Below are 24,762 nucleotides of genomic sequence, written 5' to 3'. Positions count from 1 at the left end.
GTCCCCGATTATGCACCGCCCACCGTGACTTGGCTACCCTGCATCCGCCGCCCTGCAGCCCACCGGACGACGGGCACGAACAGCACCCCGATCACCGCGAACCAGACGCCGAGAATGATCCAGCCGGGCACGCCGAGCCCGAGTGGGAGCAGGGCCAGGACGGTCGGGGCGACCATAGTGCTGATCGACATGCTGGTGTTCCAGAGGCCCTGGTACTGGCCCTGGGCGTGGTCCGCAGCCAGGTCGAAGCCGAGCAGGAACGAGCCGGACGACTGCAGCAACTCGCCCAGCACCTGCACCAACGCACCGACCGCCAGTAACGCGACCGCGACGGCGGCACCACCCCAGGATGCGCCGGCGAACAGCACCATCGATGCCATCAGCAACAGTCCGGCGGTCCTGGTCGCCCGGGCGGCGGTCGGTGGATCGGCGATGCCGCGGGATGAGCGCACCTGGAACAGCGCGACGACCACGGTGTTGATGATCAGCAGCAACGCGACCGTCCAGCGGGGTGCGTCGGTGTGGTCGACCACCCAGAGCGGGATCGCGACCTCCAGGACGGCGTACTGGATCGACATGGCCGCGTTGAGCGCGGCGACCGCGAGGTACCCGCGATCGCGCAGCGCGACCCACACCGGCCCGTCGTCACTCTTCGGCTGCGGCGCGACCCGTGGGATCGCCAGTACGACGAACGCCGCGACGACACTCAGTACGGCGTCCAGGACGAACATCGCGCGGTACGCCGTACCCGTGTCGAAATGCAGTGCGAAAGCGCCGATGCCGGCGCCTGCCATGATGCCGATGTTGGTGACCGCCCGCAGGTAGGCACGAGCCGCGACCCGGTCCGCCCCCTGCGTGATCGCGGCGATCAACGCGGCCCGGACGGCCCCGGCACCGCGGTCTACCACGGTGAGCACGACAGCGACGATGAGGAACTGCCAGAACGTGTGCACGAGTAGGTACAGCAGGCTCAGCCCACAGAGCACCAGGCTCAGTACGACGAACAGCGTGCGCGGACCGCGACGGTCGGCCAGATGTCCCATCGGCACCGCCGAGAGCAGGCCGAACAGCCCGGCGACGGTCAGCCCGAGGCCGACTTGAGCGATCGACAGGCCGACGATTCGGGTGAAGTACAGCACGCTGACCGTCATCAGCAGCCCGCTGCCGACCCGGCTGAGCAGGGTGGCGAGAGCGAGCGGCCGAAGTGGTCCGGGTGCCGGTAGCAGGCCCTTCACGCCCGCGCCACGACGCGTTGGGCGAGCTCGCGGAGCTCATCCATCAGGTCTACGCCGGAGTCGAGCATTCGCTGCATCTTTGCGGGATCCTGGGCGCCGAACATGTGCCCGACGGTGACCTCGTGCGCCGGTCGACTCACCACCTCGATCGGGTCGCCCGCGCCGACGGCACCCGTACGCAGGACCTTCAGGTAGGCGCCTGGACGGCCCGCTTGGTGGAACCGCTTCACCCAGTGCGGTTCCTGCATCCGGTGCTGGAACGTGATGCACGGGGTCCGCGGCGCCCGCACCATCACCTCGACCTCCGCGCCGATCCGCCACACCTCACCGAGCAGCGCACCGGTGATGTCGAGGCCTTCCGTGCGGAGGTTCTCGCCGAACAACCCGGTCGGGATCTCCCGCCCCAACTCGGCCGCCCACCAGGCCGCGTCCTCCTCGGCGTACGCGTAGAGCGCCTGGTCCGGACCGCCGTGGTGCTTGGTGTCGCACACCGAGTCGCCCGCGAGGCCGAGCTCGGAGACCTGTACTCGTCCGGCCTGCGGTCGCTTGTCGATCGCCGTGAGCCCGGTGTCCTTCGGACCCGGGATCAGCTTCTCCACCACGTTGACCGTCAGCAGCCGCATGCCGACCATCATCCGCCGCGACAGGCTGCGGCTCTACTGAGTTTTCAGTCCTGGATCGCCTTCACGATGGCGATGTTGCGGGTGAGCCAGTCCTGCGGCAGCGACTCGTCCGAGCCGGAGTCCTCGAGTGTCCACAGCACATTGAGCATCTGCCGGACGATCACCCAGTCGCGGGCCCGGTCCTCGTCGAGGCCGGCGGCGTCGATCGCGGCGTAGAAGCGCTGCCGGACCGCGAACCGCAGGTCACGGGCCGCAACGACCTCATCCCAGCGGTTCCAGATCAGCGGCGCGACCTCGTAGTGCGGGTCGCCGGACAACGGCTTCGGGTCGATCACCAGCCAGGGTTCGCGAGCGCCGGCGAGCATGTTGAAGTAGTGCAGATCGGTGTGGATCAGCTTGCCGTCACAGGCCGGGTCGGTGCTGAAGTCCTCCGCGAGCGAGATGGCCTGCTCGACGTACCGGTGCGGGACGGGTGCCGAGGCGGGCAGCTGCCGGAAGCGCTCGACCCATCGCTTCAGCTCGCCGGACAGCGTCCGGTACTGCGGACCGGCGGGAATGTGCAGCCGCTTGTAGGTCGCGCCAACGATCTCGCAGGCATCCAGCGCGTCGACAGTGGTCAGGTCGCGGGGATCCAACCGCTCCAGCAGCAAGGCGAAGCGGCGCGGGTCCGCGCGCAGCAGCTGGACGGCGCCGTTTCCCGCCCAGTCGCGCAGCGCCAGGTGCTCGGTCTCCGCCTCCCAGTGCGGGAACTGCACCTTCAGCACCGCCGGCTGCTCGTCGGCCGTCAGTACCGGTACGACGAGCGCGCAGTTGCCGTACGACGTCGTACCGTCGACGCGCAGGTCCCACTCGCCGAGCAGCTCCCGGGTCAGTCGCGGCAACCGGTCCAGCCAGTCCGCCCAGTCCTGCCCCCGCGACGCCACCACCAGGAAATCCGCGGGGATCTCCACTACTTCTTGGCCTTCTCCGGGGTGTCCGACGTCCGAAGCGCGGCGATGAAGGCCTCCTGCGGGACCTCGACCCGGCCGACCATCTTCATCCGCTTCTTGCCTTCCTTCTGCTTCTCCAGCAGCTTGCGCTTCCGGGTGATGTCACCGCCGTAGCACTTGGCCAGCACGTCCTTGCGGATCGCCCGGATCGTCTCCCGGGCGATCACCCGGGACCCGATCGCGGCCTGGATCGGCACCTCGAACTGCTGCCTCGGGATCAGCTCCTTCAGCTTGCCGGCCAGCGCGACGCCGTACCCGTAGGCGCTGTCGCGGTGCACGATCGCGGAGAACGCGTCCACGGTCTCGCCGTGCAGCAGGATGTCCACCTTCACCAGCTGGGCGGACTGCTCGCCGGTCGGCTCGTAGTCGAGCGAGGCGTAGCCCTTGGTCTTCGACTTCAGCTGATCGAAGAAGTCGAACACGATCTCGGCCAGCGGCAGCGTGTAGCGCAGCTCGACCCGGTCCTCGGACAGGTAGTCCATGCCCTGCAGCTGGCCGCGCTTGGTCTGGCAGAGCTCCATGATCGCGCCGATGTAGTCGCTCGGGCTGAGCACGGTCGCCTTCACCACCGGCTCGAAGACCTCGTCGACCTTGCCCTCGGGGAACTCGCTCGGGTTGGTGACGACGTGCTCGGTCTCGTCCTCCATCACCACCCGGTAGACCACGTTCGGCGCGGTCGAGATCAGGTCCAGGTTGAACTCGCGCTCGAGCCGCTCCCGGACGATCTCCATGTGCAGCAGGCCGAGGAACCCGCAGCGGAAGCCGAACCCGAGCGCGCCCGAGGTCTCCGGCTCGTACTGCAGGGCGGCGTCGTTCAGCTGGAGCTTGTCCAGCGCGTCGCGCAGCGTCGGGTAGTCGTCGCCGTCGATCGGGTAGAGACCGGCGTACACCATCGGCTTCGGGTGCTTGTAGCCACCGAGCGCCTCGGTCGCGCCATGCTGGTTCGAGGTGACGGTGTCACCGACCCGGGACTGGCGGACGTCCTTCACGCCGGTGATCAGGTAGCCGACCTCGCCGACGCCGATGCTCTGCGTCTTCACCGGCTCGGGCGAGATCACGCCGACCTCGAGCATCTCGTGCACCGCACCGGTCGACATCATCTTGATCCGGTCCCGGTGGTTCAACTCGCCGTCGACCACCCGGACGTAGGTGACCACGCCGCGGTAGGTGTCGTAGACCGAGTCGAAGATCAGCGCCCGCGGCGGCGCGTCCTTGACGCCCTTCGGCGGCTCGACCTGAGCGACGATCTCGCTCAGCAGGTCCTCCACGCCGGCGCCGGTCTTGGCCGACACCTTGAGGACGTCGGACGGGTCGCAGCCGATGATGTGGGCGAGCTCGGCGGCGTACTTCTCCGGCTGGGCGCTGGGCAGGTCGATCTTGTTCAGCACCGGGATGATGTGCAGGTCCGCGTTCAGCGCCAGGTAGAGGTTGGCCAGTGTCTGCGCCTCGATGCCCTGCGCCGCGTCGACCAGCAGCACCGCGCCCTCGCACGCCTCCAACGACCGCGACACCTCGTAGGTGAAGTCGACGTGGCCCGGGGTGTCGATCATGTTCAGGATGTACGTCGTGCCGTCGGGCGCCAGCAGGCCGCCGGGAGTGTCCGGGCCCGGCGTGAACGGCAGCCGGACCGCCTGCGACTTGATCGTGATGCCGCGTTCCCGCTCGATGTCCATCCGGTCCAGGTACTGCGCCCGCATCGAGCGCTCGTCGACCACTCCGGTGATCTGCAGCATCCGGTCGGCCAGCGTCGACTTGCCGTGGTCGATGTGGGCGATGATGCAGAAGTTCCGGATCAGCGACGGGTCGGTACGACCCGGCTGCGGCACATTCGTGGGGCCAACGGGCACGGAGGGGATCCAGTTCGTCTCGGGTACTACTTGGTCAACCAGTGAATCATCCCATGCGAGGCCAGCGGATTTGAAAATCACGGGCGGTAACGGTGCGCGGGACCTACCGTTGTGACGCATGGCGCACGCTGCTGGGGTCCGGTTGCCCTTCGAGGAGGTGCCCGCCACCGTGCGGGCGTGGGTGGAACGCGCGCTGGGGTCGGTGGTGGTCTCTGCCGCGACCCAGCAGGGCGGCTTCTCCCCCGGCGTCGCCGCCCGCCTGGTGACCGCCTCCGGCCGCCGCGCCTTCGTCAAGGCCGTCGGTCCGGCGCTCAACCCCAAGACACCCGAGCTGTTCCGCAACGAGATCGCCGCCATCCAGGGCGTCGGCCCGCTGCCGACCACCCCTCAGCTGTACGACGTGTACGACGACGGCGACTGGGTCGGGATCCTGCTCGAGGACATCCACGGCCGGCTCCCCGCTCACCCGTGGGAGCAGGCCGACGCCGACCGCGTGCTGGGAGCGCTGGACGAGCTCACCGACGCCCTGGACCCGTCGCCGTGGCCGGACGCTCCGGTGGCCGCCGTACGCAGCGTGGACTTCCTCAGCCGGTGGGACAACGTGATCGCTGACGGTCTCGCCGTACCGGAGTGGGCTGCTGGGCGCGAGCAGGAGCTGGCTGAGCTGGCGCGCACCGGTCTGCGGGCGCTGGCCGAGGGCAAGGCGCTGGCGCACTGGGACTTGCGGGCCGACAACGTCATCCTGACCGACGAGCGGGTGGTGTTCATCGACTGGGCGCACGCGGCTCGTTCGCCGCGGTGGGCGGACACCGTGATCCTGCACGCAGAGATGCGGGAGTCGGTGACGCTGCCGGAGCTGCCCGACGACGAGGCGATCACCGGCTTCCTCGCCGCCCTGACCGGCGGTTTCTGGTGGGGCGCGGCGCAGCCCGCCCCGCCCGGCCTGCCAACCATCCGCGAGTGGCAGCGCCGGCATGCGCTCGTGCACCTCGACTGGGTGCGGGAAAGACTGGGCTGAGCACGCCTCGAGGGCGGTCCCCGGGCTTGGGAACCGCCCTCGATGCCGTGTCTTGCTAGCTGTCTACCCGGACTAGCTGTCTACCCGGACGAGCGTCGAGCCGGAGCCGTCCGCGCCGTCGGTGTACTGCAGGCGGCCCAGGTACCGGGTGCCGGCGGTCAGGCCGGTCCAGGACGCGGTGACACTCGTCTGCGCCCCCGCCTGCACCTGCTGGGTGGCCGGGGTGACCGTCAGGTTGCCCTCGACGTTCTGCAGCGACCAGTGGTTGAGCTTCACCAGCTGGTTGCTGGCTCCCGCGAACAGGTCGACGTACACGTCGTACGACCCGCCGGCCGGTGCCGGGAGGTTTACCTCCTCCTCGGACGACCCGCCGCCGCTGTTGCCGAGCAGCGTCGTCGTCCCGGTCTTGTAGACGTACAGGTCGACGTCGGTGCCCGCGGGGTAGTCGGCGTCGAATGTCGAGAACCGGGCGTGCTTCGCGCCGACCGGCACGTTCACGGTGATCTTGGCGACGTGGTCGTTGACCGCCGGGTTGGTCGTCGGGAACGACGTGCCGCCCGGGCTCTTGATCGTCGTCTCGGCCACCGTCGCCGCCGTCAGGCCGACCGCGCTGGTGTTGAGCGTGCCGGAGTACCCGGCGGTGATCGGCACCTGGACGGACCCCGCGGTCCCGGTCCCGATGACCTGCACCGGCGCCTTCACGGTCAGCGGCTTGATCGCGACCGTGCTGCTCACCGAGTGCTCACTCGACTTCCACGTGAGCTTGCCGAACGAGTACTGCTCCAGCGGGGCGCCGGCGTTCTCGATGGTGACCTTGTACGTCGCCGCGTGGCCGGGCAGCGTGATCAGGATCCGCGGCGACACCGTCACCTTGAAGCCCTTCAGGCCCTCGACCTTCGGGACGTAGATCTCCGGCAGCTCGCCGACGTTGCGCACGGTCCGGGTGACGGTCTGCTTGCCGGCCAGGTCGCCGATCGCGATGGTCGGGTAGTTCAGGTCACTCGGGTCGATCTTGCCGTTCGCGCACAGCTCGTGGGTGGCGGGCACCTGACCGGAGCCGCAGACGAACTTGGCCCAGTCCTCGTACGTCGAGTCGTAGACCAGGCCGGGGTCCATCGCCTTCTTCGCCTGCATCTGACCCGCGCCGTACCCGAACGGGGTGGCGGGCGAGCCGGAGTCGTTCTGGATCGGCTGGCCGCTGGTGTCCTTGTCGGTGGTCGTGGTGAGCAGCGCGGACTTGATCGCCATCGGCGACCAGGTCGGGTACCTGCTCTTCAGGACCGCCGCCGCGCCGGCGATGTGCGGCGAGGACATCGAGGTGCCGCTCATGAACGCGTACTCGCCGCCGGCCGCGCTGAAGGCGGAGGTCGCGGCCAGGACGTTCGTGCCCGGCGCCATCACGTCGGGCTTGAGCAGGTCGCCGTTCCCGGCCAGGGACGGGCCGCGGCTGGACGAGCTGGCGACCTTCGGCGCGGTGACGCGGACCGGCGTACCGGCGCTGATCGCGGCGGTCGGGTTCGCGGTGCCGCCGACGTACGCCTTGACCTCGGGCGCGGCCTTGTCGTCGAGGTGGACGGTCGGCACCGAGTGCAGGTCGGAGTCGAGCGTGCCCGGGGTGATGTTCAGCAGGATCATGCCGATGCCGCCCGCGTTCTTGACCTGCAGGCTCTTGTCGACACGGGCGTTGCCGCCGCGGTCGCAGACGACGATCTTGCCCTGGACCTTGGCCGGGTCGAGCGTGCCGGCCATACAGAGCAGCAGGTTCGCCGGGTTCGCACCGGCGAGGCCGGCGTCCTTGGCGAGCACGACCGGGCTCGACGGCACCCCGGTGCCGATGCCGGCGCCGGTGTAGGACTTGCCGTCGCCCAGCGTCACCGTGGTCTGGACGTCGCGGTCATGGGTGCCGTTGGCAACCGTCGTCACCCACGGGTAGGTCTTGCCGACCGTGCTGACCCCGGGGCCGGTGTTGCCGGCGCTGGTCGCGACGAACACGCCCGCCCGGGCCGCCCGCAGGAAGGCCAGTCCGACGGAGTTCACGTACGTCGACCCGCTGCCGGAGATCGAGTAGTTGATGACGTCCACGCCGTCGGCGACCGCGGCGTCGATACCGGCCACGATGTCCGCGTCGGTGCCACTACCGCCACCGGTCTGGTCGACCGCCCACAGCACCTTGTAGATCGCCAGCCGGGCGTGCGGGGCGATGCCGGAGCCCTTGCCGTAGTCGCGGCCCAGGACGCTCATGTCGACGCCGAAGTTGCCGCCCGCCGTACTGGCCGTGTGGGTGCCGTGGCCGCCGTAGTCACGCGGCGACTTGAACTCCTCCGGGATCGGGCGGGTGCCGATGCCCTTGTCGAAGTACCGGGCGCCGATCACCTTGTTGTTGCAGGTGACGGGCGCCTCCTCACCGGCCTGGCAGGTGCCCTTCCACTTCGCCGCGACGATCGCGTCGGACTGCTTGGTGGTCTTGATCGGCGCGAAGCTGGCCCGCTCCGGGACGAAGCCGGTGTCGATGACGCCGATGATGACGCCGTCACCGGCCTTGTCGACACCACCCGCCTGCTGCCAGGCGCCGCCCTTGCCGGACAGGCCGAGGAACCGCGGGGTGTCCACGGTGTCCTGGCGCTGCAGCTCACTCGGCTCGACGCTCTTCACGCCGGACGACTTGGCCAGCTTGACGGCTTCGTCGTACGACATCTGGGCGGCGAAACCGGCGTACGTGTAGCTGTAGTCGTACAGCTTCTGCGCACCGGGGACCTTGGCGAGCACCTCCTGCCGCTCGCGGGTGAGGTGCTGCACGTACTCGAGCACCGGTGCTGCGGTCTTCAGCAGCTTCCCCCCGGGCGCGACGCGGGTGGACGGCAGGCCGGCGATGCCGCCGCCGTACTCAGCCACCGGGGCGTCGTCGAGTTGAACGATGTAGGCGCCGGTCGAGGACTCCTTGACCAGCGGTGTGCGCTGCGGCTCGTCGGCCACCATCGCGTCCGCGGCGCGAGCCGCGAGCGGGAGGCCGGCCAACGACGCGACGAGCGCGGTGGCGACGATGATCGGGGTACGGCGGGGCACTGAGTTCCTCCAGGCTTGGACGGCGCGATGGTGGAGCTTGGTCTCGCAACTGGACCCGTGACGCGCATCCCCCCTTGCGGTGATCAGCGTCACGCGCGCCCGAGTATGCCCGTGGCAGCCACCGATGTCACGCTCAGCACACCACGCGTCAGCCGAGAGGCCCCGATGCCCGACCTGAGCGAGTCCATCACCGTCGGGGCGCGGTTCATCGGCCACAACCGCGTCGGCGCGATCCACTGGTTCACCTTCGGCCGGGTCGTGGACGCCGCACCCGGCGAACCTCTCCCTCCGCGCCCCTCCTCGGCAACCGCACCCACCGGAACGTGAACGGCATCCACACCACGCTGATCCGCCTCAAGTCGGCCGCCGATGCCTAGGTTCTGTCCCGAGCGGCCAGCCGCTCAGCAAGCACGGCTGCTTCTGTGCGCGTCGCCGTACCTGTCTTCCGAAGAATGTTGGACACGTGCACACTCACGGTCTTCCCACTGATGAACAATGCCTTGGCGATCTCCCCGTTGGACCGTCCCGCCACCAAATGCGCAAGGACTTCCCGCTCCCGAGCCGTGAGCTCTGCCAGCGCACCCGGCGGCGCAGGCGCGCGCGCAACCTCGACGACGGGCTGCCGCAGATCAACGCGCGCCGCTCGCGCCAGAGCCTCGATCTCGCTCGTCAAGGGCACGGCCCCAAGGTCACCCGCAATCCGATGCGCCGCGTGGAGCTGATCCCCTACGGCGGAGCGCGGTGACGCGTCCCGGATCATCGCCTCCGCCGCACGCACACGGGATCTGGCTTCATACCAGGGCATGCCGCTTTCCTGACACCTGTCCGCGGCGACCCGCCACAACGCTCCCTGGCCTTCGTCGTTGTGCGCCTGCGCAACATACGCTTCGAACACCGCCTGGTGCCTTGCCTTGCTGAGGGGGTCGATGCGGGTATTGCCGAACGGGTCGCCCGCCAACTGCTTCACGAGATCGTCCAGTACGGCGACGACCCGATCAGCACCGGCGACATCACCGGCATCCCGCGCTGCACACGCAGCCGCCGCGGCGGCATGAGATATGCCCAGGATCTCGCTCTGGGCATCGGCGACCACCCTCTCCGCTTCACGGCTGACCAGCCACTCGAACGCCCGCTCGGCCTCGCCGTCGGCCACCAGAAGCTCCGACTTCACGAAGCTGAACTCGGATCGCAGGCCCGGGTAGTCCTCCGAGACCATCTCCAGCGCACGGTCGAGATGGAGCCTCGCCTCCGTCAGCCGCCCGCAGTGCAGGGCCAGCTGCGCCGAGCACAGCCTCACCGCGGCGCCGATAATGCCGTCGCACCTGGCTGCCAGTCCCCGCCGGAGCACCTCGCGACATTCGCGCCAGCGCCCGACGACGAACAACCAGTCGGCCGCCTGCTGAGCCACGAAGTGTTCCCAGGACGCCCCCAGCGCGTGGAGTTCCTCCGCGGCCCGCAGTGCCACCTCTGCCGCCTCGGTGAAGCGCCCCTCCTTCCCCAAGGCATTCACCCGCCAGGTCACCGCGACCCCCAACCGGTGCGGGTCCCCGGATCTTCGTCCGGCTCGCTCCGCCTCCTCCGCCGCCGGGAGCGGCTCGCCCGCCCCGGTGTGCAGGTAAAGCAAGGCCCGGGTCGCGAGGGCCGCGGCGAGGGCGACTTCGTTCCCGGATCGACGCGCTGCGCGAATCGCTTCCTCGACGTGCGCCAGCCCGCTCAGGCCGGCCGCTGGGTCGATCAGCGCGTCCCAGCCCTCGGCGAAGGCTAGAGCCTCCAACGCAAACGCCCGCTCAGCCGAGTCCGGGTACCCGTCGGTCAACTGCAAGGCCTCGAGTAGCTGATCGTTGACCGCGCTCTTGCCGGCGGACTGTGGATGCGCGTAGTCGTGTGATGCGAGCAGCAAGTGGCTCGCCAGCAGCGGCTCGGAGTGCCGATCGACGAGTTCCATCGCCTGCCGTGCGTGCTCCAGGCCGACCGTGTAGCGACCGGCCGTCTCGCAGATGTCCCAGGTGCGTTGGAGCAGGTTGATGTGGTCGTGGCGTGTGCCGCGGAGGTTTGGCGATAGCTGGTCCCAGAGGGAGCAGGCTCGTTCCAGGTGTAGTGATTCGACTGTGGAGGCGTGGAGCTCGGCTGCGTGGTCTGCTGCGATCAGCGACCAGCGGTATGCCTCGTTCGCTCTCCCCGCTCGGTGGTTGTGGACCGCGAGGTCTGCCGCGGCCTCCTCGTTCCGGGGCTCGAGGACCCGGACGAACGCCGCGTGGATGCCGACCGCGTCACCATGCGGCAGGGCGTCGTACAGGACCTCCGCGAGGAGCGGATGCCGAAACCACACGCGGCCTTCCCCGTCGTTTCGTGCGACTCCCTCGTCCGCGGCCTCGACCAAGTAGGCGGGTACCCGCTCCGGGTCGATACCGCGGTCGCTCGCGACAGCCGCGAGTACGTCGAGCTCGATCGGCCGGCCGCCGACGGCGAGGACGCGGGTGATCTGCCGGGCGCCTGGCGACAGTCCGTGCCACGTTGCGAGCAAGGCGTCACGGAGAGCAGTCGGTGCCGTGTCGTGACTGCGGACCAGCAGCTCGGTCAGATACGGATTGCCGCCCGAGCGGCCATAGACCTCGGCCGCGAACCCAGCGTCCACCGTGCGGCCAAGGATCGTCTCCAGTTGTGCCTCGGTGCCGGCGACCGTCAGCCGGTCCAGGTGGACCTCCTCGAACGACGGCATCCGGCGCATGTCCGCGAACCAGCCGTGGAGCGGATGGCCTTCACCGCGGTGCTCGTCCCGGCAGGTCATCAGCAACGCCAGGCGCTGGTTGCGGAAGCCTGCGATCAGGTACGCCAGGACGTCGAGCGACGTACGGTCGGCCCACTGGAGGTCGTCGATCACCAGGACCGTCGGCGCCCGCTGCGCGAGCCGGTTGAAGGCGTCGTCGATGCGGGGAAGCAACTGGCCTGGCTCCGTCGGGTGTGCGCCCCCAAGGGACTGGGCCAGCTGGGCGATGTCGTCGTCGGCGTAGGTCCGGAGCGCGCCGATGACCGGCGCGAACGGGACGGAGGACGCCCCGAAGTTCACGCAGGTGCCCCAGAGCACCTGGAGGTCGTGAGGATGCCGGTCACCGCTATGCCGCAGTCCTCGCCCGCCCAGGCCGCAGGCGTCGCGGACGAGGCTCGTCTTGCCGACGCCTGCCTCGCCTTCGACCACGAGCGCGCACGGGGTACCGCTCGCCGCCCCCTGCAATGCCCTCGCGAGAAGCTCTTGCTCCTCCGCCCGGCCGGCGAGCCCAGGATCGTGCTGTACCGCCGCCCCCACGGCGTCAGTATCGTCCTGGCAGGCCCCGAGGTCGCGGAAACCGTCCGTTAACCGGATGCTGCGGGCGGTGGTCACGCTGGTGGCGCCGGTTTGGTGATGGGTGTGGGTTGTTGGTAATCTGGCTCTTCGCGCCCGTACGGGTGGTGATCACTTGTGCGCGCGACACTTTCCTGTACTGACCGCACACACCTGATCGAGGCTCTGCTCAGTGGCGAACATCAAGTCCCAGATCAAGCGCAACCGCCAGAACGAGGCTGCGCGACTTCGCAACAAGTCGGTGAAGTCGACCCTCAAGACGGCTGTTCGCCGCTTCCGTGAGGCCGCCGACGCCGGTGACGCCGCGAAGGCGCAGGAGCACGCCAAGGTGGCGGGCCGCCTGCTCGACAAGGCCGCCAGCAAGGGCGTGATCCACGCCAACCAGGCCGCCAACCGGAAGTCGTCCATCTTCAAGAAGGCCGCCTCCCTCTAGGCAACGCCAAACGATCGGCCACCCTCCCGGGCAGGCCGATCGTTTTTGCGTCCCCGAACCCAGCTGCCCGCTCCGGGACCAGCTGGGTTTTCGTCTGCCCAAGTCTGTCTCACCTGCCCCGGCTCGAGGCGGTCCTGCTAGCGGCGGCCGTGGGAGCGGCTGACGGTGATGACCATCCGCTCGAGGGCGTACCCGGCGTCGCCCGAGGCGCCCTTCACGTCCGCATCGGCCTGCGCCACGGCCTTGATCGCAGTCGCCAGCCCACCGGGCGTCCACCCCCGCGACTGCTGCTTCAGCTGCTTGAGCTTCCACGGCGGTACGCCGACCTCGCGAGCCAGATCCGCCTCGCGCATCCCGCTCGGCGCGCTCGCGTACTTCGCCAGGCCGCGCAACCCGCCCGCCATCGCGCTCGTGACGAGCACCGGCGCGACCCCGCAGTCCAGCGCCCACCGCAGCTGCTCCAGCGCCGGCTCCGTCCGCCCCGCGATCGCCGCGTCCGCGACCGCGAAACTCGTCACCTCAGCGCGACCCCCGAAGTACTGACCGATCAGCTCCGTCGTGACCGCCTGGCCGCCCGAGTCCGACACCAGTTGCGAGCATGCCCCGGCCAGCGCCCGCAGATCGTGCCCGACCGCGTCGACCAGCGCCGACGCCGCCCGCTCGTCCACGGTCCCGCCGTGCAACCGGATCTCACCGGCCACGAACTGCGGCAGCTCCCACGTCTTCGGCGCCGTCGCGACCACCTCGTTGACCGATGCCTTGCGCAACTTGTCGAGGACGGCCTTGCCCTTCTGCCCGCCGGAGTGCACCAGCACGACCAGTACGTCGTCCGCCGGGGCGCCGGCGTACTCGATCAGGTGCGGCGCCATCTCGGACGGCAGGTTCTCCAGCGCCCGCAGCACGAGCACCCGCTCGGTCGCGAACAGCGACGGCCCGGTCAGCTCCGCGAACACCCCGACGTCCAGCGTCGAGGCATCCACCTCGGTCACCTCGACCTCGGCGCTGCCCTTCGACACCGCCCCGATCGCCGACCGCACCGCCCGATCCGCCAAGAACGCCTCGGCGCCGGTCACCAGCAGAACATCGCCCAGCTTCGGCGCAGAACCCCTACGAGCAGCCACGCCCCCACCCTCCCACACGCCACCGACATCCGAGGCCACGCGGCTGCTGCCGGAAACTCGCACCCTGTTCCCGGCATCGCCGGAAGCATGGCGGTCCCCTGCATCGCCGGAGGCATGGCGGTCCCCTGCGTCGCCGGAGGCAGGCGGATCCGTTGATGCCAGGTTCGTGACCGGCCTCCGGTCAGCGTTCCGCGGCGGCGGATGTCGGCAGGGTGTGGCTCACCGCGGCGGCGGACGCGGCAGCGTCGTGCACTGTGCCTCTGGCGTGACGGTGCCGGCCCATCACCACGGCCATCAGCACCCCGGCGAAGCTGAACACCGCCATCACCCACGACGCGGTCGCCAGACCGGCAGCGAGCGCATCCGGCTCCGAGTGGCCCGACTCGGTGCGGTTCTGAATCACGGTGCTGTAGATCGTCGCGGCCAGTGCGGTCGCCACGGCGGCTCCGACGTACCGTGCCATGTTCGAGACGCCTGACGCCGCGCCCACTTCGTCGGCTGGCACCGACGCGGTCGCCGCGGACGATGCCGGGCCGTTCGACAGTCCCATCCCCACCGCGATCGCGACCAGCGGCAGCAGGAAGGCCAGGTACTGCCACGACGACTGGGTGAAACCGATCACGGCAAATCCCGCGGCGGTGATCAGGAAGCCCAGGGCGACGACCTGCCGGCCGCCCAGTCGCGCGGCGAACCGCGGTACGAGCGGTGCGATCGCGACCAGGCCGACGGTGGCCGGGAGCGTGGCGAGGCCGGCTTCGAGCGGGCTGAACCCGAGGGACTGCGGGTCCTGGAAGTACAGACTGAGCAGGTACATCAGGCCGTTGATGGTGCCCGCACCGATCAGGATCGCGATCGTGGAGCCGACCAGGATCCGGTTACGCAACAAGGCCAGGTCGAGCAGCGGTACGGCGACCCGGCGCTCGACCGCGACGAATCCGAAACCCGAGCCCACCGCAACCACCAGGCAGGCGAACGTGCCGAACGACACCCAGCCCCAGTCGCCACCCTTGCTCAAGGCAAGAACCAGAGGGCTGAGGGTCAACGCCACCAGCACAGCACCACCGAAGTCGATCGACCGCGGCCGGTCCGGGTCCCGAGACTCGGCCACCGTGAAGTAGGTCAGCACCATGCACACCACGGCGACACCGGCGTCGATCCAGAACAGCCCCTGCCAGCCGGTGACGTCGACGAGCACACCACCGACCAGCGGCCCAGCCGCAGCGCCGACAGCGGCCGCCGCGCCCCACAACGACACCGCGCGCAGTTGCTCCGCGCCGCTGCTCGCGACCGACAGCAGACTGAGCCCACAGGCCAGGATCGTCGAGCCGGCGGCGCCTTGCACCGCCCGGCCGGCAATCACCATGCCGCCGGTGGTCGACAACGCGATCAGGACACAGGACGCGACGAACAGCAGCAGACCGAGTTGGAAGACCCGCTTGCGTCCGAACACGTCGCCGAGCGACCCCGCAGTGATGATCACCGCCGCGCCGACCAGCGAGTAGCCCGTGACAGCCCACTGCAAGGTCGTCACCGACATGCCGGTGTCCTCGCTGATCGCAGGCAGCAGGATGCTGACCGCGGAGGTGTTCGCATTCACGACGAGCGTGGACAAGCACGTGGCGGCAAGCACTCCACCCGTCGAAACAGTAGCCCCGTCCCGAGCCCTCATCAGGTTCCTCCCGCAGAGTCGCCGACTCGATCCAGATGGTAGGGGCGGTCGCCGGTCGGCGACCTCACCTGCTCTGGATGAGCCCACCGCGCACCCGGTCCAGCACCAGGCCGGCTGCCGGGGCAGCCGGAAACTAGTTGGAAGCCGAGGGGGTCGAGTGGTGAGGATGGGCGGGTGACTGACTTGGTGGCGCCTGTGGATGCGCTTGTCGTGGTGGATGTGCAGACCGCGTTTGTTTCGGGTTCGGACGCCATACCCGGTGCGGAGCGGTTGCTCAAACGGGTGAGTGAGCTGCTGGAGCGGGCTCGGGAGGCGGGCGCGGTCGTCGTACATCTGCAGAACGACGGGGCGCCCGGGGCGGACGATGAGCCGGACACGCCTGGGTGGGAGCTGTATCTGCCGGTGAAGGAGGGCCCGCGCGAGCGCGTGATTCGTAAGCCCCGCGACGACGGCTTCGACGGCACACCGCTTGGCGAGGTGCTCGTCGGTGCCGGCGTACGGTCGGTCGCGATCTGCGGTCTGATGTCGGAGATGTGCGTACAGGCGACCTCCCGCACTGCCCTCGCGCGCAGCTACCGCGTTGTCCTCCCGTACGACGCCCACGCCACCCACGACGTCCCCGCAGTACCCGGCGTCAGCGACCCCGTCCCAGCCCACGTCGTCTCCCGAGTCGCCGCCTGGGCTCTAGGCGACCGGGCCCACAACACCGTCCCCACCAGCTCCGTCACTTTCACTGCCTCGTCAGCGTGATCGGGGTTGGTGGCCGGGGGTGATAGTCAGGTTGTCGGGGTTGGTGATCGTCAGGGCGCCTTGGGTGAGGGTGGTGGCGGTCTTGGTGGATTGGTGGGACAGGAGGGTGAGGGTTCTGGGGGCGGGGTGGCCGTAGTCGTTGTCTTGGCCGGCCGAGATGAGGGCCAGGCGGGCGTTGGTGGCGGCTATGAAGGCAGGGTCCTGCTGGGCGGAGCCGTGGTGGGGGACTTTGAGGACGTCGGCGCGGAGGTCGGCTCCGGTGGCGAGGATGGCGCGCTGGGACTCGGGTTCGAGGTCGCCGGTGAGCAGGATCCGGAGGCCGGACAGTTCGACCATCATGGTGATGCTGGCGTTGTTCTCGGGTGATCCTTCGTCGGTATCGGTCGCTGACGACGTGCCGGGTGGTGGTAGGGCGGGGACACGGGCGGGCCACAGCGTGGTCCAACTCAGTGCGCCGACAACGCGCCTTTCTTGGTAGGTCACGGTGCGCAGGCTGACGCCGTGGTGCGACGCAAGGTCGACGACTCGCCTGTACTCGGCGGGTGGTGAGAAGTACGGCGTCACCTCGATCTCGTCGACCCGTCGATCCTTCAGTACGCCGGCCAACCCGCCGGCGTGATCCGCATGGAAATGGCTCAGCACCAGGACCGGCACGTACTCGACACCAAGGTCGCGCAGACACCGATCCATCGCGGCCGGGTCGGGACCGGTGTCGACGACAACGGCTGCAGTGTCGCCGGCTCGCAGTACCAGGCCGTCTCCTTGCCCCACGTCGCACATCACGAAGAGCCAGTCGTCGGGTGGCCAGCCGATTGAACCGACGGGACGCAGTACGACGACCGCCAGCAGGACGACCGCGATCACCATCGCGATCGGGCGGACCAGGATGCGGTGCAGGCCGAACACGAGGGCGATGCAAACCAGTGTCAGTACGGCGACGCCGACAGCGGTCGCCGGCCAGGCGTTGGCGGCCCCGGGGAGGTCGGCGCCCTCGCGAGCGATGAGGATGATCCAGCGGGCCGGCCAGCCCGCTGCCCAACCAACCAACTGCGCTGCCTCTGTGCTCACCAGCGCGACGCCGGCCGCGGTGAACCCGAGGATCGTCGCCGGGCCTACCGCTGGACCGGCCAGCAGATTGGCGCCTACGGCAACCAGCGAGACCTCGCCGGACAACCAGGCGACGACCGGCGTACAGGCGAGCTGCGCGGCCAGTGGGCACGAGATCGCGTCCGCAAGCCAGGTCGGCATCCACTGGGCGAGGGCGTCCCGCCAGCCCGGGCCGAGCAGCACGATCCCCGCCGTGGCGAGCACGGACAGCGCGAACCCGGCCGACCTGGCGAGTGACGTGTCCAGGAGCAGTAAGGCGATCACCGCGACCGACAGGCTGCGGACGGCCCGGCGCCTCGACCCACCGCTCGTCATCGCCGCGAGCGCGATCAGCCCCATCGCGGCCGCACGGAGGACGCTGGGTTGTGGCCGGGCGAGGATCACGAACACGACGACCGTCATCAGACCGACCGCCGTCAAGCCGCGAGCGCGTACTCCTACCAGCCGGGCCATCGGAAGCACGAACGCCAGCAGCAGAGTCAGGTTGGTCCCGGACACGGCGGAGAGATGGGTCAGTCCGGTGGTTTGGAAGTCCTCGGTCAGCTCGGCGGGCAGGCCGGACTCGTCGCCCATGACGAGTGCGGGCACGAGACCGCGCACGTCGTCCGGCTGGTGGGCGACGGACTCGCGGAGGCCGGCGCGGACTTCCTCGGCCGCACGCAGCCACCACGGCGGTTGGTTCACGAAGCGTGGAGCCGAGCGGACCGAGAGCATCGCGGCTACGTCGGATCCCTGCTCAACCGCCTCGAGCCGGCCAGTTGTGGCGACTCGTTGGCCGTACCGGACCTGGCGCCATTGCTCCGAGCCGATCACGAGCACTGGGGTGCTCACCCGGGTCACAGTTCCTCTTGCACGTACCTCCTCGATTGTTGCCTTCACTATTACGTACGGCGGACGTCGGCTGCCGGGACTTCGTCGTACTGACGGATCGCTGTCGATCTTCAGCTTGACGCCGACGGTTGCGCTGTCGGCCGCCAACCCCGTGACCGGGCCGGCGCGCATGCTCTCGACTTGTAGGGCTGCGGCCGCGCCCATCCCTGCGATCACGACCAGGACACCGACCGCTGCCCAACCGAGGGGTGCTCGGGTGGTGCGGCGCACGACGATTGCCAGCGCGGCGGCGAGGGCGAAGGCGACGGCTGCCGTCAGGAGGCCGACGAACGGCCGACAAGGGATCAGCAGAACCGCCGCCAGCCATCCCGCCGCAGCCGGCGCCAACAGACGTACGTCCAGTCGCTCGCGCTGTCCGCCGGCCTGCTCGCCGTCCTTGTCGGTGGAGTGCCCGTCGCCCGGCACACCGGACAGCCCGTCGGCCCCGTGGACGGACTGCACGTCGCCTTCGTCGGCGGACTGCTCGTCGGTTTGGTTGGTGGGGTGGTTAGAGGTGGACATGGGGTTTTAGGGAGTCGAACTTCTTGGGGCCTACGCCGGGGACCTCCTGGAGTTGGTCGATGGTGGTGAAGGGGCCGTTCTGGGTTCGGTAGTCGAGGATGCGTTGGGCCAGGACCGGACCGACGCCGGGGAGGGTGTCGAGTTGGTCGAGGGTGGCGGTGTTGAGGTTGACGGGTGAGCCGGATGGGGCGGTCGGGGCGGGGGTGGTACCGGGGGTCTGGGACGAGGGAGCGGCTCCGCCGGGCTGGCCGACGACGATCTGTTCGCCGTCGGTGACCGGGCGGGCGAGGTTGAGGGTGGTGAGGTCGACGCCGGGGAGTGGGCCGCCGGCGAGGGTGAGTACGTCGGCGACGCGGGAGCCGGTGGGCGCGCGGACCAGGCCGGGGCGGCGGACCTTGCCGGCAACGTGGACGACGACCGCGCCTGCTCCCTGCACCGGGACGCCTGACGATGCCTGGGCACCTTGCGAGGGCTGGACGCCGGGTGACGACTGGACGCCGGATGACAACTGGGTGCCGGGCATGGGTTGGCCGGTGGAGGCTGAGGGTTGAGCACCAGCTGGGCAGGACTGACCGCTGGGGCAGGGTTGGGTGACCTGCGCGCCAGAGGTAAGGGCGGTTGGTGGGCGGGCGTCAGGGAGGGTCTCGGGGCGAGCTCGGAACACTGACCACGCGGCCCAAGCCAGCCCGATGGACAGTACGGTGGCCAGGACCACGACGTGTCGTGGGGACAGGGTCCAGCGGGCATCACGTAGTCGCTCCGGCCGGACGGTTTCGGGGATCCATCCACCTCGCACCTCCTCATCACGCTCCTCCAGTTCTCTGTCGGTCGCGCCGTGCCGAGGTGCGCTGGCAAGACGAGCCAGCGCACGCTCGCGCGCACCCGGGTCGGGGGCGGCGGCACGGCGGAAGACGTTCACGCCAGAGAAAGTACGAGTCTGCGAACGCCCTGGAACGCCGAATCCAAACCTGTGGATAAGGGATGGAAGCTGGGCCGGGCGTGAGCTCAGTGGGGGGCGATGACGACCGCGAGGAGGCCGGGGCCGACGTGGGCTCCGATGACGGCGCCTACTTCGCGCAGGACGATTTCGTCGGCGTTGGGGAGCCGGTCGGCGAGGCCGTCGGCGAGGGTGTGGGCCTTCTCGAGGTTGGCCAGGTGGTGGACGGCGACTTGGACCGGGCCGTCGCCGGCTCGTTGGACGGCGATGTCGGCCAGGCGGGCGATGGCTCGGCTCGAGGTGCGGACCTTTTCGAGGGGAACAATCCGGCCGGAGCTGATCGTCAGCAGTGGCTTGACGGCGAGCGCCGTACCGAGGAGGGCTTGGGCGGCGCCGATGCGGCCGCCGCGGCGGAGGTACTCGAGGGTGTCGACGTAGAAGTACGCCGAGATCGAGGACATCCGGACCCGGGCGGCACCCTCGACGGCGGCCTGGTCGGCCCCGGTGGCGGCGGCTGCGGCGGCCGCCAGGACCGGGAACCCGAGGCCCATCGCGATGGATCGGGAGTCGATCACCCGGACCGGGATCGGCGACTCCTTCGCGCCGATCATGGCGGCCTCGACGGTGCCCGACATGTCACCGGACAGGTGAATCGACACGACCGACTCGGCGCCGGCCGCGGCACAGGCGGCGTACGTGTCGGCGAACGTCTGCGGCGCCGGGCGGCTGGTCGACACCGGCGTGAACGTCTTGAGCGCCTCCGCGACCGCGTCGGCGGACGTGGCGCCGTCGTCGTACGACGTACCGCCGATGACGACCTGCACCGGTACGACGGTCAGCGGCAGGCGGAGCACCTCATGCGTGGACAGACCGGCCGTGGAGTCGGTGACGACGTGCACGCGGGCTGACATGAAGCGAGGTTACCGGACAGTTTAAGGCGTGTCTCCCGCTCCCACGCCGCCGCGCAGTAGGCGTGGGAGCGGGAGACACGCCTTTTGTCTGCGCGCGGTGTCAGACTGCGGAAGATGAAGGAGACAGCAGCGGAGATCAGTGAACTGCAGGAGCTCCTCGACGCCGCGTACCAGCGCTCGACGGAGCATCTGCGCAGCATCATCACGGGCTCCCGCCAGCTGGACGCCGAGGCGCTGGTGCGGGTTCTGACCGGGATGTGCACGCTCAACGTCGCCACCGTCACAGCGCGGGGCGAGCCGCGGATCAGTGCGGTCGACGGGCACTTCCTGCACGCTCGGTGGGTGTTCAGCACGGCCGGTGCGGCGGCGAAGGCGCGGCACCTGCGGGCGAGGCCGGCGGCGAGCATCTCGTACGTCGACGGCGAGCGGATCGGCGTGTTCAGTCACGGGGACGTGGAGTTCCTGACCCCGGAGCACCCGGACTTCGCCGAGATCGAGGCGCACCTGACCAAGTTCTACGGCAGCTCGCCGTCGAGTTGGGGGCCGGACATCGTCTACTGCCGGCTCCAGCCGTCCTGGATGGTCGGGTACGGCGACAGCGCGGCGCTGCTCGCGGAGGCCGAGGAGAAGACCGCGAAGAAAAAGAAGAAGTAGCCGGCAACGGGCTAGCGAGGTGAAGGCCACCCCTCCGGGGCCTTCACCTCGCTGTGCTGACTTCCTCCTGTGCGTCAGCTCGTCGCCTCACTCCGCCGGCTCCCCCGAAGCCGACGTCTCACCGGCTCCCCTGTCGCCGGCACATATCTCCCCGCCGCCGCGCTCGCGGCGCTGCGGGTGCCGTCGGCGCTCACCCCGCGCGCCGCCCCGTTGGCCCTGCTGTCTCGCACCGGCCAGCCGGCGCCCACCTCACTCGCGCCGCCTCGCCGGCGTCCGACCAGCGCCGCCTCGTCGGTGGCCTCCCACTCACCGCCTCGACGCCGCTTCACTCACACCGGCGAGCCGGCGCTGGATCCCAGCGCCGGCTTGCCGATGCTCATCGACGTCGGCTCCCCTGTGCCCGACGCCGTACACCGGCCCCCCGATGGCCGGCGCTCACCTCTGCACGCCGGCTCCCCCGAGACCCGGCGCCTACCGCTTCCGCCGGCTCCCCTGTGGCCGGCGCTTGGTGCTGTGCTGACTCCCCCTCGGTGTCAGCCGAGTTCAGTCCTCGTCGAGCTACTCCCCGCGCCGGTTCCCCGATGGACCGGCCTGACCGCGAGCTCGTCGAGATCCCGGGAGGCCCCAGCGGCTGACCCCGCCGGCGGGTGACCGAACCCGCCGGCTTCCCGGTGTCAGCCGGACCGACACTCGTCCCCTGTGTCGTGTGCACGGTCCAGTGCTGGGACCCCGCCCCGGGTGTGGTGCCCTGACGGTGCACGGCACCCGGTTCGGGCAGGACAGATCCGCACTCCGCAGCACTCCGGAGCTCTCGACAGCCGATCGGCGCCCCCACCGTCCGGCCGCCGGATGCCCTCCGCGTCGCCTCCCCCAAGCTGTTCGGCAGTCCAGCGCAGCACCATGGCCTCGTCACGGTTCACCGCCCATTCCCTGCCTGCCCGGCTTCGGTCTCTGCTTCGTGGAACCTGTCCTACGGCTGTAATTCTTCGGCCGGCGGGCATGTCAGGACGAGGCAGAAGAACCGGCAGTTACCCGGCAGCTTCAGCGGATGCGCGTCACGAAAGCGAGGCGAGTACGTCGTTCGCCAGCCGCTGCAGCGCGGCCGCGGGGTCAGGCTCAGGCCAGCCGTCGGCGACCGATGCGCTGTCGCACGACTCCTGCAGCACCGCCCACGCGGTCGGCGCCATCGGCGGGTCCATCGTGCGCTGCCAAGCCAGCAACTGACCGCACAGCACGTCGCCGGCAGCTGTCTGCCCCAGCGCGTGCAGCACGGCCACAGCCTCGGGGAGTACGTCGAGCAGGTAGACGACCCGCCCTTCGGCCACCAGCCGGTTGACCGCGTCCCGGATGCAGACCCTCGCCTGCTCCACGTCACCGGCCTCGCGAGCCAGCCGGGACCGGTAGAGCATCACCAGGTAGTCGAAGTACCCCCGGTGGCCGCGGATGTCGGCGGCCGCCTCGTCGAGCAGCGCCCGTGCCTCGTCGTACCGGCCTTCGTGGTACTCGACCATGGCCAGGCAGCCGGCCACCTTAGTGCGCTCGGGATCGTCGGACGCCTGGACCTCACGGGCGAGCAAGGCCCGACGCCGAGCCTCGGTCAGGTTGCCCAGCTCAACCTCCAGCCGGCTGAGCGCCATGTAGGCGATCTCGTCCGGGTAGACACCCGGGTTGACCAGCTCGGCCTCCCAGGAGAGCAGCAGCTCCTTGGCCTCGGTCAGGCGACCCCAGCGCATGAGGGCGATGGCGCAGGTGCCTTGGACGGTCGCGGACCGCTGCACGTCGCCGTGCTTGCGGGCGTCCTCGACCAGACCGGGGATCTCGGCCAGGCTCTGTGTGTCGAGCAAGTACGAGCCGGACGACACCCAGCCGCTACGGGCGAGCAGACCCATCTCTGTCTCGCCGGGCATGAGCTGCCGCGCCTGTCCGTAGTACCGACGGGCGCCGCGCACGTCACCAGTCAGGCTGGACAGCCGGCCGGCAATCGTCAGCAGCCTGCCGCTGACCTCGTTGTCCGTGACGTTCTCCGCGCACAGCGTCGCCCAGCGGATGCCGCTCTCAGCCACACTCGCCTGGTACTGCCACGCGATCCGGAACCCGAGCACGATCCGCGCGGCGACGTCCCACTGCCCCAGCTCGGCCGCACGCTCCAGCGCGACCTCGAACACCGCGCTGTTCGCATGGGCCGCCCGGTAGCGCCGGTCCCGGTCCGGCGACGACCAGGCGCCCTCGAGCCCTTGGACGTACGTCGAGCACCACGCGACCGCTCGGTCCCGAAACTCGGTCAGGTCGTCCGCCTGCGACGACAGACCGGCGTACGCGTGCTCCCGGATCGTCTCCAGCAGCTTGTAGCGAGCGCCGTACAGCTGCTCGAACTCGTGCACCGGCTGCAGCAGCGACTTCTCCACCAGCTCGGCCAGCAGCATCGGTACGTCGAACGCGTCGATCGGAGCGCCCGTGCACACGCCCGCCACTGCGTCCAGCGTGAACGGGGACCCGAGCACGGAGGCCCGGTAGAGCAGCTGCCGAGCGGCGTCGGACAGCGCATCCACGCTCCACGCGATCGTGTCGGCCAGCGTGCGCTGGTGCGGCGCACCGAACCGCCTCGGCCCCGACAGCAGCCGGAACCGGTCGTCCAGCGCAGCCAGGATCGTCTCCACCGACAGCGAGCCCGCCCGAGCGGCCGCCAGCTCCAGAGCGAGCGGCAGACCGTCCAGCCGGCGGCACAGCCGGGCCACGGTGGGCGCGTTCTCCTCGGTCAGGCTGAAGTCCGGCCGTACTCGCGCCACCCGCCGGCAGAACATCTCCACGGCCGGGCTGGCCTTGATCTCCGCGTAGTCCTTGTCGTTGGCCGGCACGTCGAGTACGGCGACCCGCCGGACCACCTCGTCCGGCAGCCCGAGCGGGATCCGCGACGTCACCAGTACGCCGACCCCCGGGAAGCTGCGCACCATCCGGTTCGCGACCGTCGCCACCCCGTCGAGCACGTGCTCAGCGTTGTCCTCGACGATCACCAGGTCACCCGGTTTGCGTCCGGACAGTACGTCGTCCAGGTCCGACGTACCCGGTGCTGTGCCGAAGGCGTCCAGGATGGCCGACGGTACGGCGGCATCGCGATGGACGGTCGTGAGGTCGACGACCACGACGGTCGTGTCGGCGCCGGAGAACCGGTCGGCCGCGGCAAGCGCGAGCTCCGTCTTCCCGACGCCGCCGGGACCGACGAGCGTGACGAGCCGGTTCTGCCGCAGCAGGCCCTCGAGCTCAGCGAGCTCCTGCTCGCGGCCGACGAGGCCGTCGGGGATCGGTCGGGTGCCCCGCCAGCGCAGTCCGGTCGCGGCCGGAGCGGCCACCGAGATGGGCGGCCGGGGCGCCCCGTGCCCGGCTGCTGCCACGAAGTTGCCGGCGTGATCGCCCTCCAGCCCGAGGGCGGTCGCGAGCAGCCGGACGGATTCCTTCCGCGGTCGCGCGACCCGGCCGGCCTCCATCTCGCGGATGGAGCGCACACTCAGCCCCGCCCGCTCGGCCAGCTCCTCCTGGGACAGCCCGGCATGGACCCTCAAGTCGAGCAGCAGACCGGCGAAACTCCGCCCGCCGTCAGCCCGGCCTTCCGCGTCCGCCACAGCCCGTCACCCCTCTTGAGGCCTCACGTTCCTGACACAACATAGCGTGACGGGAG

At 69.9% G+C, this 24,762-nt stretch carries 17 protein-coding genes; 5 read left to right on the top strand and 12 right to left on the bottom strand.

Features of this window, described 5'->3' with window-relative positions:
* Positions 1 to 8: 8 nt before the first annotated feature.
* Genes ACIBGM_RS36020 through lepA form a run of 4 tightly spaced genes read right to left on the bottom strand, consistent with a single transcriptional unit; the run spans position 9 to position 4,694 of the window.
* Positions 9 to 1,235: an MFS transporter gene (locus ACIBGM_RS36020; protein WP_360532279.1), complete on the bottom strand. Its 1,227-nt coding sequence runs from the start codon at positions 1,233 to 1,235 to the stop codon at positions 9 to 11.
* Positions 1,232 to 1,858 carry an MOSC domain-containing protein gene (locus tag ACIBGM_RS36015; RefSeq protein WP_396388095.1) on the bottom strand — a complete coding sequence of 209 codons (627 nt, stop codon included), beginning with the start codon at positions 1,856 to 1,858 and terminating at the stop codon, positions 1,232 to 1,234. Before ACIBGM_RS36015 ends, ACIBGM_RS36020 begins: the two co-directional genes overlap by 4 nt.
* A gap of 44 nt (positions 1,859 to 1,902) precedes the next feature.
* Positions 1,903 to 2,808 carry an aminoglycoside phosphotransferase family protein gene (locus tag ACIBGM_RS36010; protein WP_396388094.1) on the bottom strand — a complete coding sequence of 302 codons (906 nt, stop codon included), beginning with the start codon at positions 2,806 to 2,808 and terminating at the stop codon, positions 1,903 to 1,905.
* Positions 2,808 to 4,694: a translation elongation factor 4 gene (gene lepA, locus ACIBGM_RS36005; protein ID WP_360532288.1), complete on the bottom strand. Its 1,887-nt coding sequence runs from the start codon at positions 4,692 to 4,694 to the stop codon at positions 2,808 to 2,810. The genes ACIBGM_RS36010 and lepA overlap by 1 nt, the downstream gene beginning before the upstream one ends.
* 118 nt (positions 4,695 to 4,812) lie before the next feature.
* Between lepA and ACIBGM_RS36000 the strand changes: the two genes are divergently transcribed.
* Positions 4,813 to 5,712 carry a hypothetical protein gene (locus ACIBGM_RS36000; RefSeq protein WP_360532291.1) on the top strand — a complete coding sequence of 300 codons (900 nt, stop codon included), beginning with the start codon at positions 4,813 to 4,815 and terminating at the stop codon, positions 5,710 to 5,712.
* Between the two features lie 72 nt (positions 5,713 to 5,784).
* Here ACIBGM_RS36000 and ACIBGM_RS35995 read toward each other — a convergent pair whose 3' ends face one another.
* Complete coding sequence (locus tag ACIBGM_RS35995) at positions 5,785 to 8,775, bottom strand: S8 family serine peptidase (protein WP_396388093.1); 2,991 nt, start codon at positions 8,773 to 8,775, stop codon at positions 5,785 to 5,787.
* Positions 8,776 to 8,886: 111 nt separating this feature from the next.
* On the opposite strand from ACIBGM_RS35995, the gene ACIBGM_RS35990 reads away from it, so the two are divergent.
* Positions 8,887 to 9,102 carry a hypothetical protein gene (locus tag ACIBGM_RS35990; RefSeq protein ID WP_396388092.1) on the top strand — a complete coding sequence of 72 codons (216 nt, stop codon included), beginning with the start codon at positions 8,887 to 8,889 and terminating at the stop codon, positions 9,100 to 9,102.
* Positions 9,103 to 9,148: 46 nt separating this feature from the next.
* Here ACIBGM_RS35990 and ACIBGM_RS35985 read toward each other — a convergent pair whose 3' ends face one another.
* Positions 9,149 to 12,079, bottom strand: a complete 2,931-nt coding sequence (locus ACIBGM_RS35985) for an AAA family ATPase (protein WP_396388091.1) — start codon at positions 12,077 to 12,079, stop codon at positions 9,149 to 9,151.
* Between the two features lie 208 nt (positions 12,080 to 12,287).
* Between ACIBGM_RS35985 and rpsT the strand changes: the two genes are divergently transcribed.
* The gene (gene rpsT, locus ACIBGM_RS35980) at positions 12,288 to 12,548 is read left to right on the top strand and encodes a 30S ribosomal protein S20 (protein ID WP_360532297.1); all 261 of its coding nucleotides are present in this window, start codon (positions 12,288 to 12,290) and stop codon (positions 12,546 to 12,548) included.
* A gap of 137 nt (positions 12,549 to 12,685) precedes the next feature.
* Here the strand turns inward: rpsT and holA are convergent, their stop codons facing one another.
* Both holA and ACIBGM_RS35970 read right to left on the bottom strand, forming a co-directional pair.
* Positions 12,686 to 13,669 carry a DNA polymerase III subunit delta gene (holA, locus tag ACIBGM_RS35975; RefSeq protein WP_360532300.1) on the bottom strand — a complete coding sequence of 328 codons (984 nt, stop codon included), beginning with the start codon at positions 13,667 to 13,669 and terminating at the stop codon, positions 12,686 to 12,688.
* A gap of 181 nt (positions 13,670 to 13,850) precedes the next feature.
* The gene (locus ACIBGM_RS35970; protein WP_360532303.1) at positions 13,851 to 15,338 is read right to left on the bottom strand and encodes an MFS transporter; all 1,488 of its coding nucleotides are present in this window, start codon (positions 15,336 to 15,338) and stop codon (positions 13,851 to 13,853) included.
* A 174-nt stretch (positions 15,339 to 15,512) separates the two neighbouring features.
* Between ACIBGM_RS35970 and ACIBGM_RS35965 the strand changes: the two genes are divergently transcribed.
* A complete protein-coding gene (locus ACIBGM_RS35965; RefSeq protein WP_396388090.1) occupies positions 15,513 to 16,088 on the top strand; it encodes an isochorismatase family protein in 576 nt (191 codons plus the stop codon).
* Here the strand turns inward: ACIBGM_RS35965 and ACIBGM_RS35960 are convergent.
* The 3 genes from ACIBGM_RS35960 to ACIBGM_RS35950 form a co-directional block, all read right to left on the bottom strand.
* On the bottom strand, positions 16,080 to 18,587 hold the full coding sequence (locus tag ACIBGM_RS35960) for a ComEC/Rec2 family competence protein (RefSeq protein ID WP_396388089.1): 2,508 nt from the start codon (positions 18,585 to 18,587) through the stop codon (positions 16,080 to 16,082). The two genes, ACIBGM_RS35965 and ACIBGM_RS35960, sit on opposite strands and share 9 nt — an antisense overlap.
* Complete coding sequence (locus tag ACIBGM_RS35955) at positions 18,574 to 19,110, bottom strand: helix-hairpin-helix domain-containing protein (RefSeq protein WP_396388088.1); 537 nt, start codon at positions 19,108 to 19,110, stop codon at positions 18,574 to 18,576. The genes ACIBGM_RS35960 and ACIBGM_RS35955 overlap by 14 nt, the downstream gene beginning before the upstream one ends.
* Before the next feature lie 482 nt (positions 19,111 to 19,592).
* On the bottom strand, positions 19,593 to 20,435 hold the full coding sequence (locus ACIBGM_RS35950) for a DegV family protein (protein ID WP_360532315.1): 843 nt from the start codon (positions 20,433 to 20,435) through the stop codon (positions 19,593 to 19,595).
* Positions 20,436 to 20,549: 114 nt separating this feature from the next.
* Here ACIBGM_RS35950 and ACIBGM_RS35945 point away from each other — a divergent pair, with 114 nt between their 5' ends.
* Positions 20,550 to 21,089: a pyridoxamine 5'-phosphate oxidase family protein gene (locus ACIBGM_RS35945; RefSeq protein WP_396388087.1), complete on the top strand. Its 540-nt coding sequence runs from the start codon at positions 20,550 to 20,552 to the stop codon at positions 21,087 to 21,089.
* Between the two features lie 1,055 nt (positions 21,090 to 22,144).
* On the opposite strand, the gene ACIBGM_RS35940 is transcribed toward ACIBGM_RS35945, so the two are convergent.
* Positions 22,145 to 24,706 (bottom strand): helix-turn-helix domain-containing protein, encoded by a 2,562-nt coding sequence (locus ACIBGM_RS35940; RefSeq protein WP_360538654.1) that lies wholly within the window; start codon positions 24,704 to 24,706, stop codon positions 22,145 to 22,147.
* Between the last annotated feature and the right edge of the window lie 56 nt (positions 24,707 to 24,762).

Source organism: Kribbella sp. NPDC050470 (assembly GCF_044458365.1).
GTDB lineage: Bacteria > Actinomycetota > Actinomycetes > Propionibacteriales > Kribbellaceae > Kribbella.
This window is presented reverse-complemented; position numbering and strand designations above follow the sequence as displayed.

What these genes read in the sequence shown, in the direction of transcription:
- ACIBGM_RS36015 (WP_396388095.1), bottom strand. Translation starts at nt 1,858, where the DNA reads ATGCGGCTGCTGACGGTCAACGTGGTGGAGAAGCTGATCCCGGGTCCG.
- ACIBGM_RS36000 (WP_360532291.1), top strand. Translation starts at nt 4,813, where the DNA reads ATGGCGCACGCTGCTGGGGTCCGGTTGCCCTTCGAGGAGGTGCCCGCC.
- ACIBGM_RS35970 (WP_360532303.1), bottom strand. Translation starts at nt 15,338, where the DNA reads ATGAGGGCTCGGGACGGGGCTACTGTTTCGACGGGTGGAGTGCTTGCC.
- ACIBGM_RS35960 (WP_396388089.1), bottom strand. Translation starts at nt 18,587, where the DNA reads ATGTCCACCTCTAACCACCCCACCAACCAAACCGACGAGCAGTCCGCC.
- ACIBGM_RS35955 (WP_396388088.1), bottom strand. Translation starts at nt 19,110, where the DNA reads ATGCCCGGCACCCAGTTGTCATCCGGCGTCCAGTCGTCACCCGGCGTC.
- ACIBGM_RS35950 (WP_360532315.1), bottom strand. Translation starts at nt 20,435, where the DNA reads ATGTCAGCCCGCGTGCACGTCGTCACCGACTCCACGGCCGGTCTGTCC.
- ACIBGM_RS35945 (WP_396388087.1), top strand. Translation starts at nt 20,550, where the DNA reads ATGAAGGAGACAGCAGCGGAGATCAGTGAACTGCAGGAGCTCCTCGAC.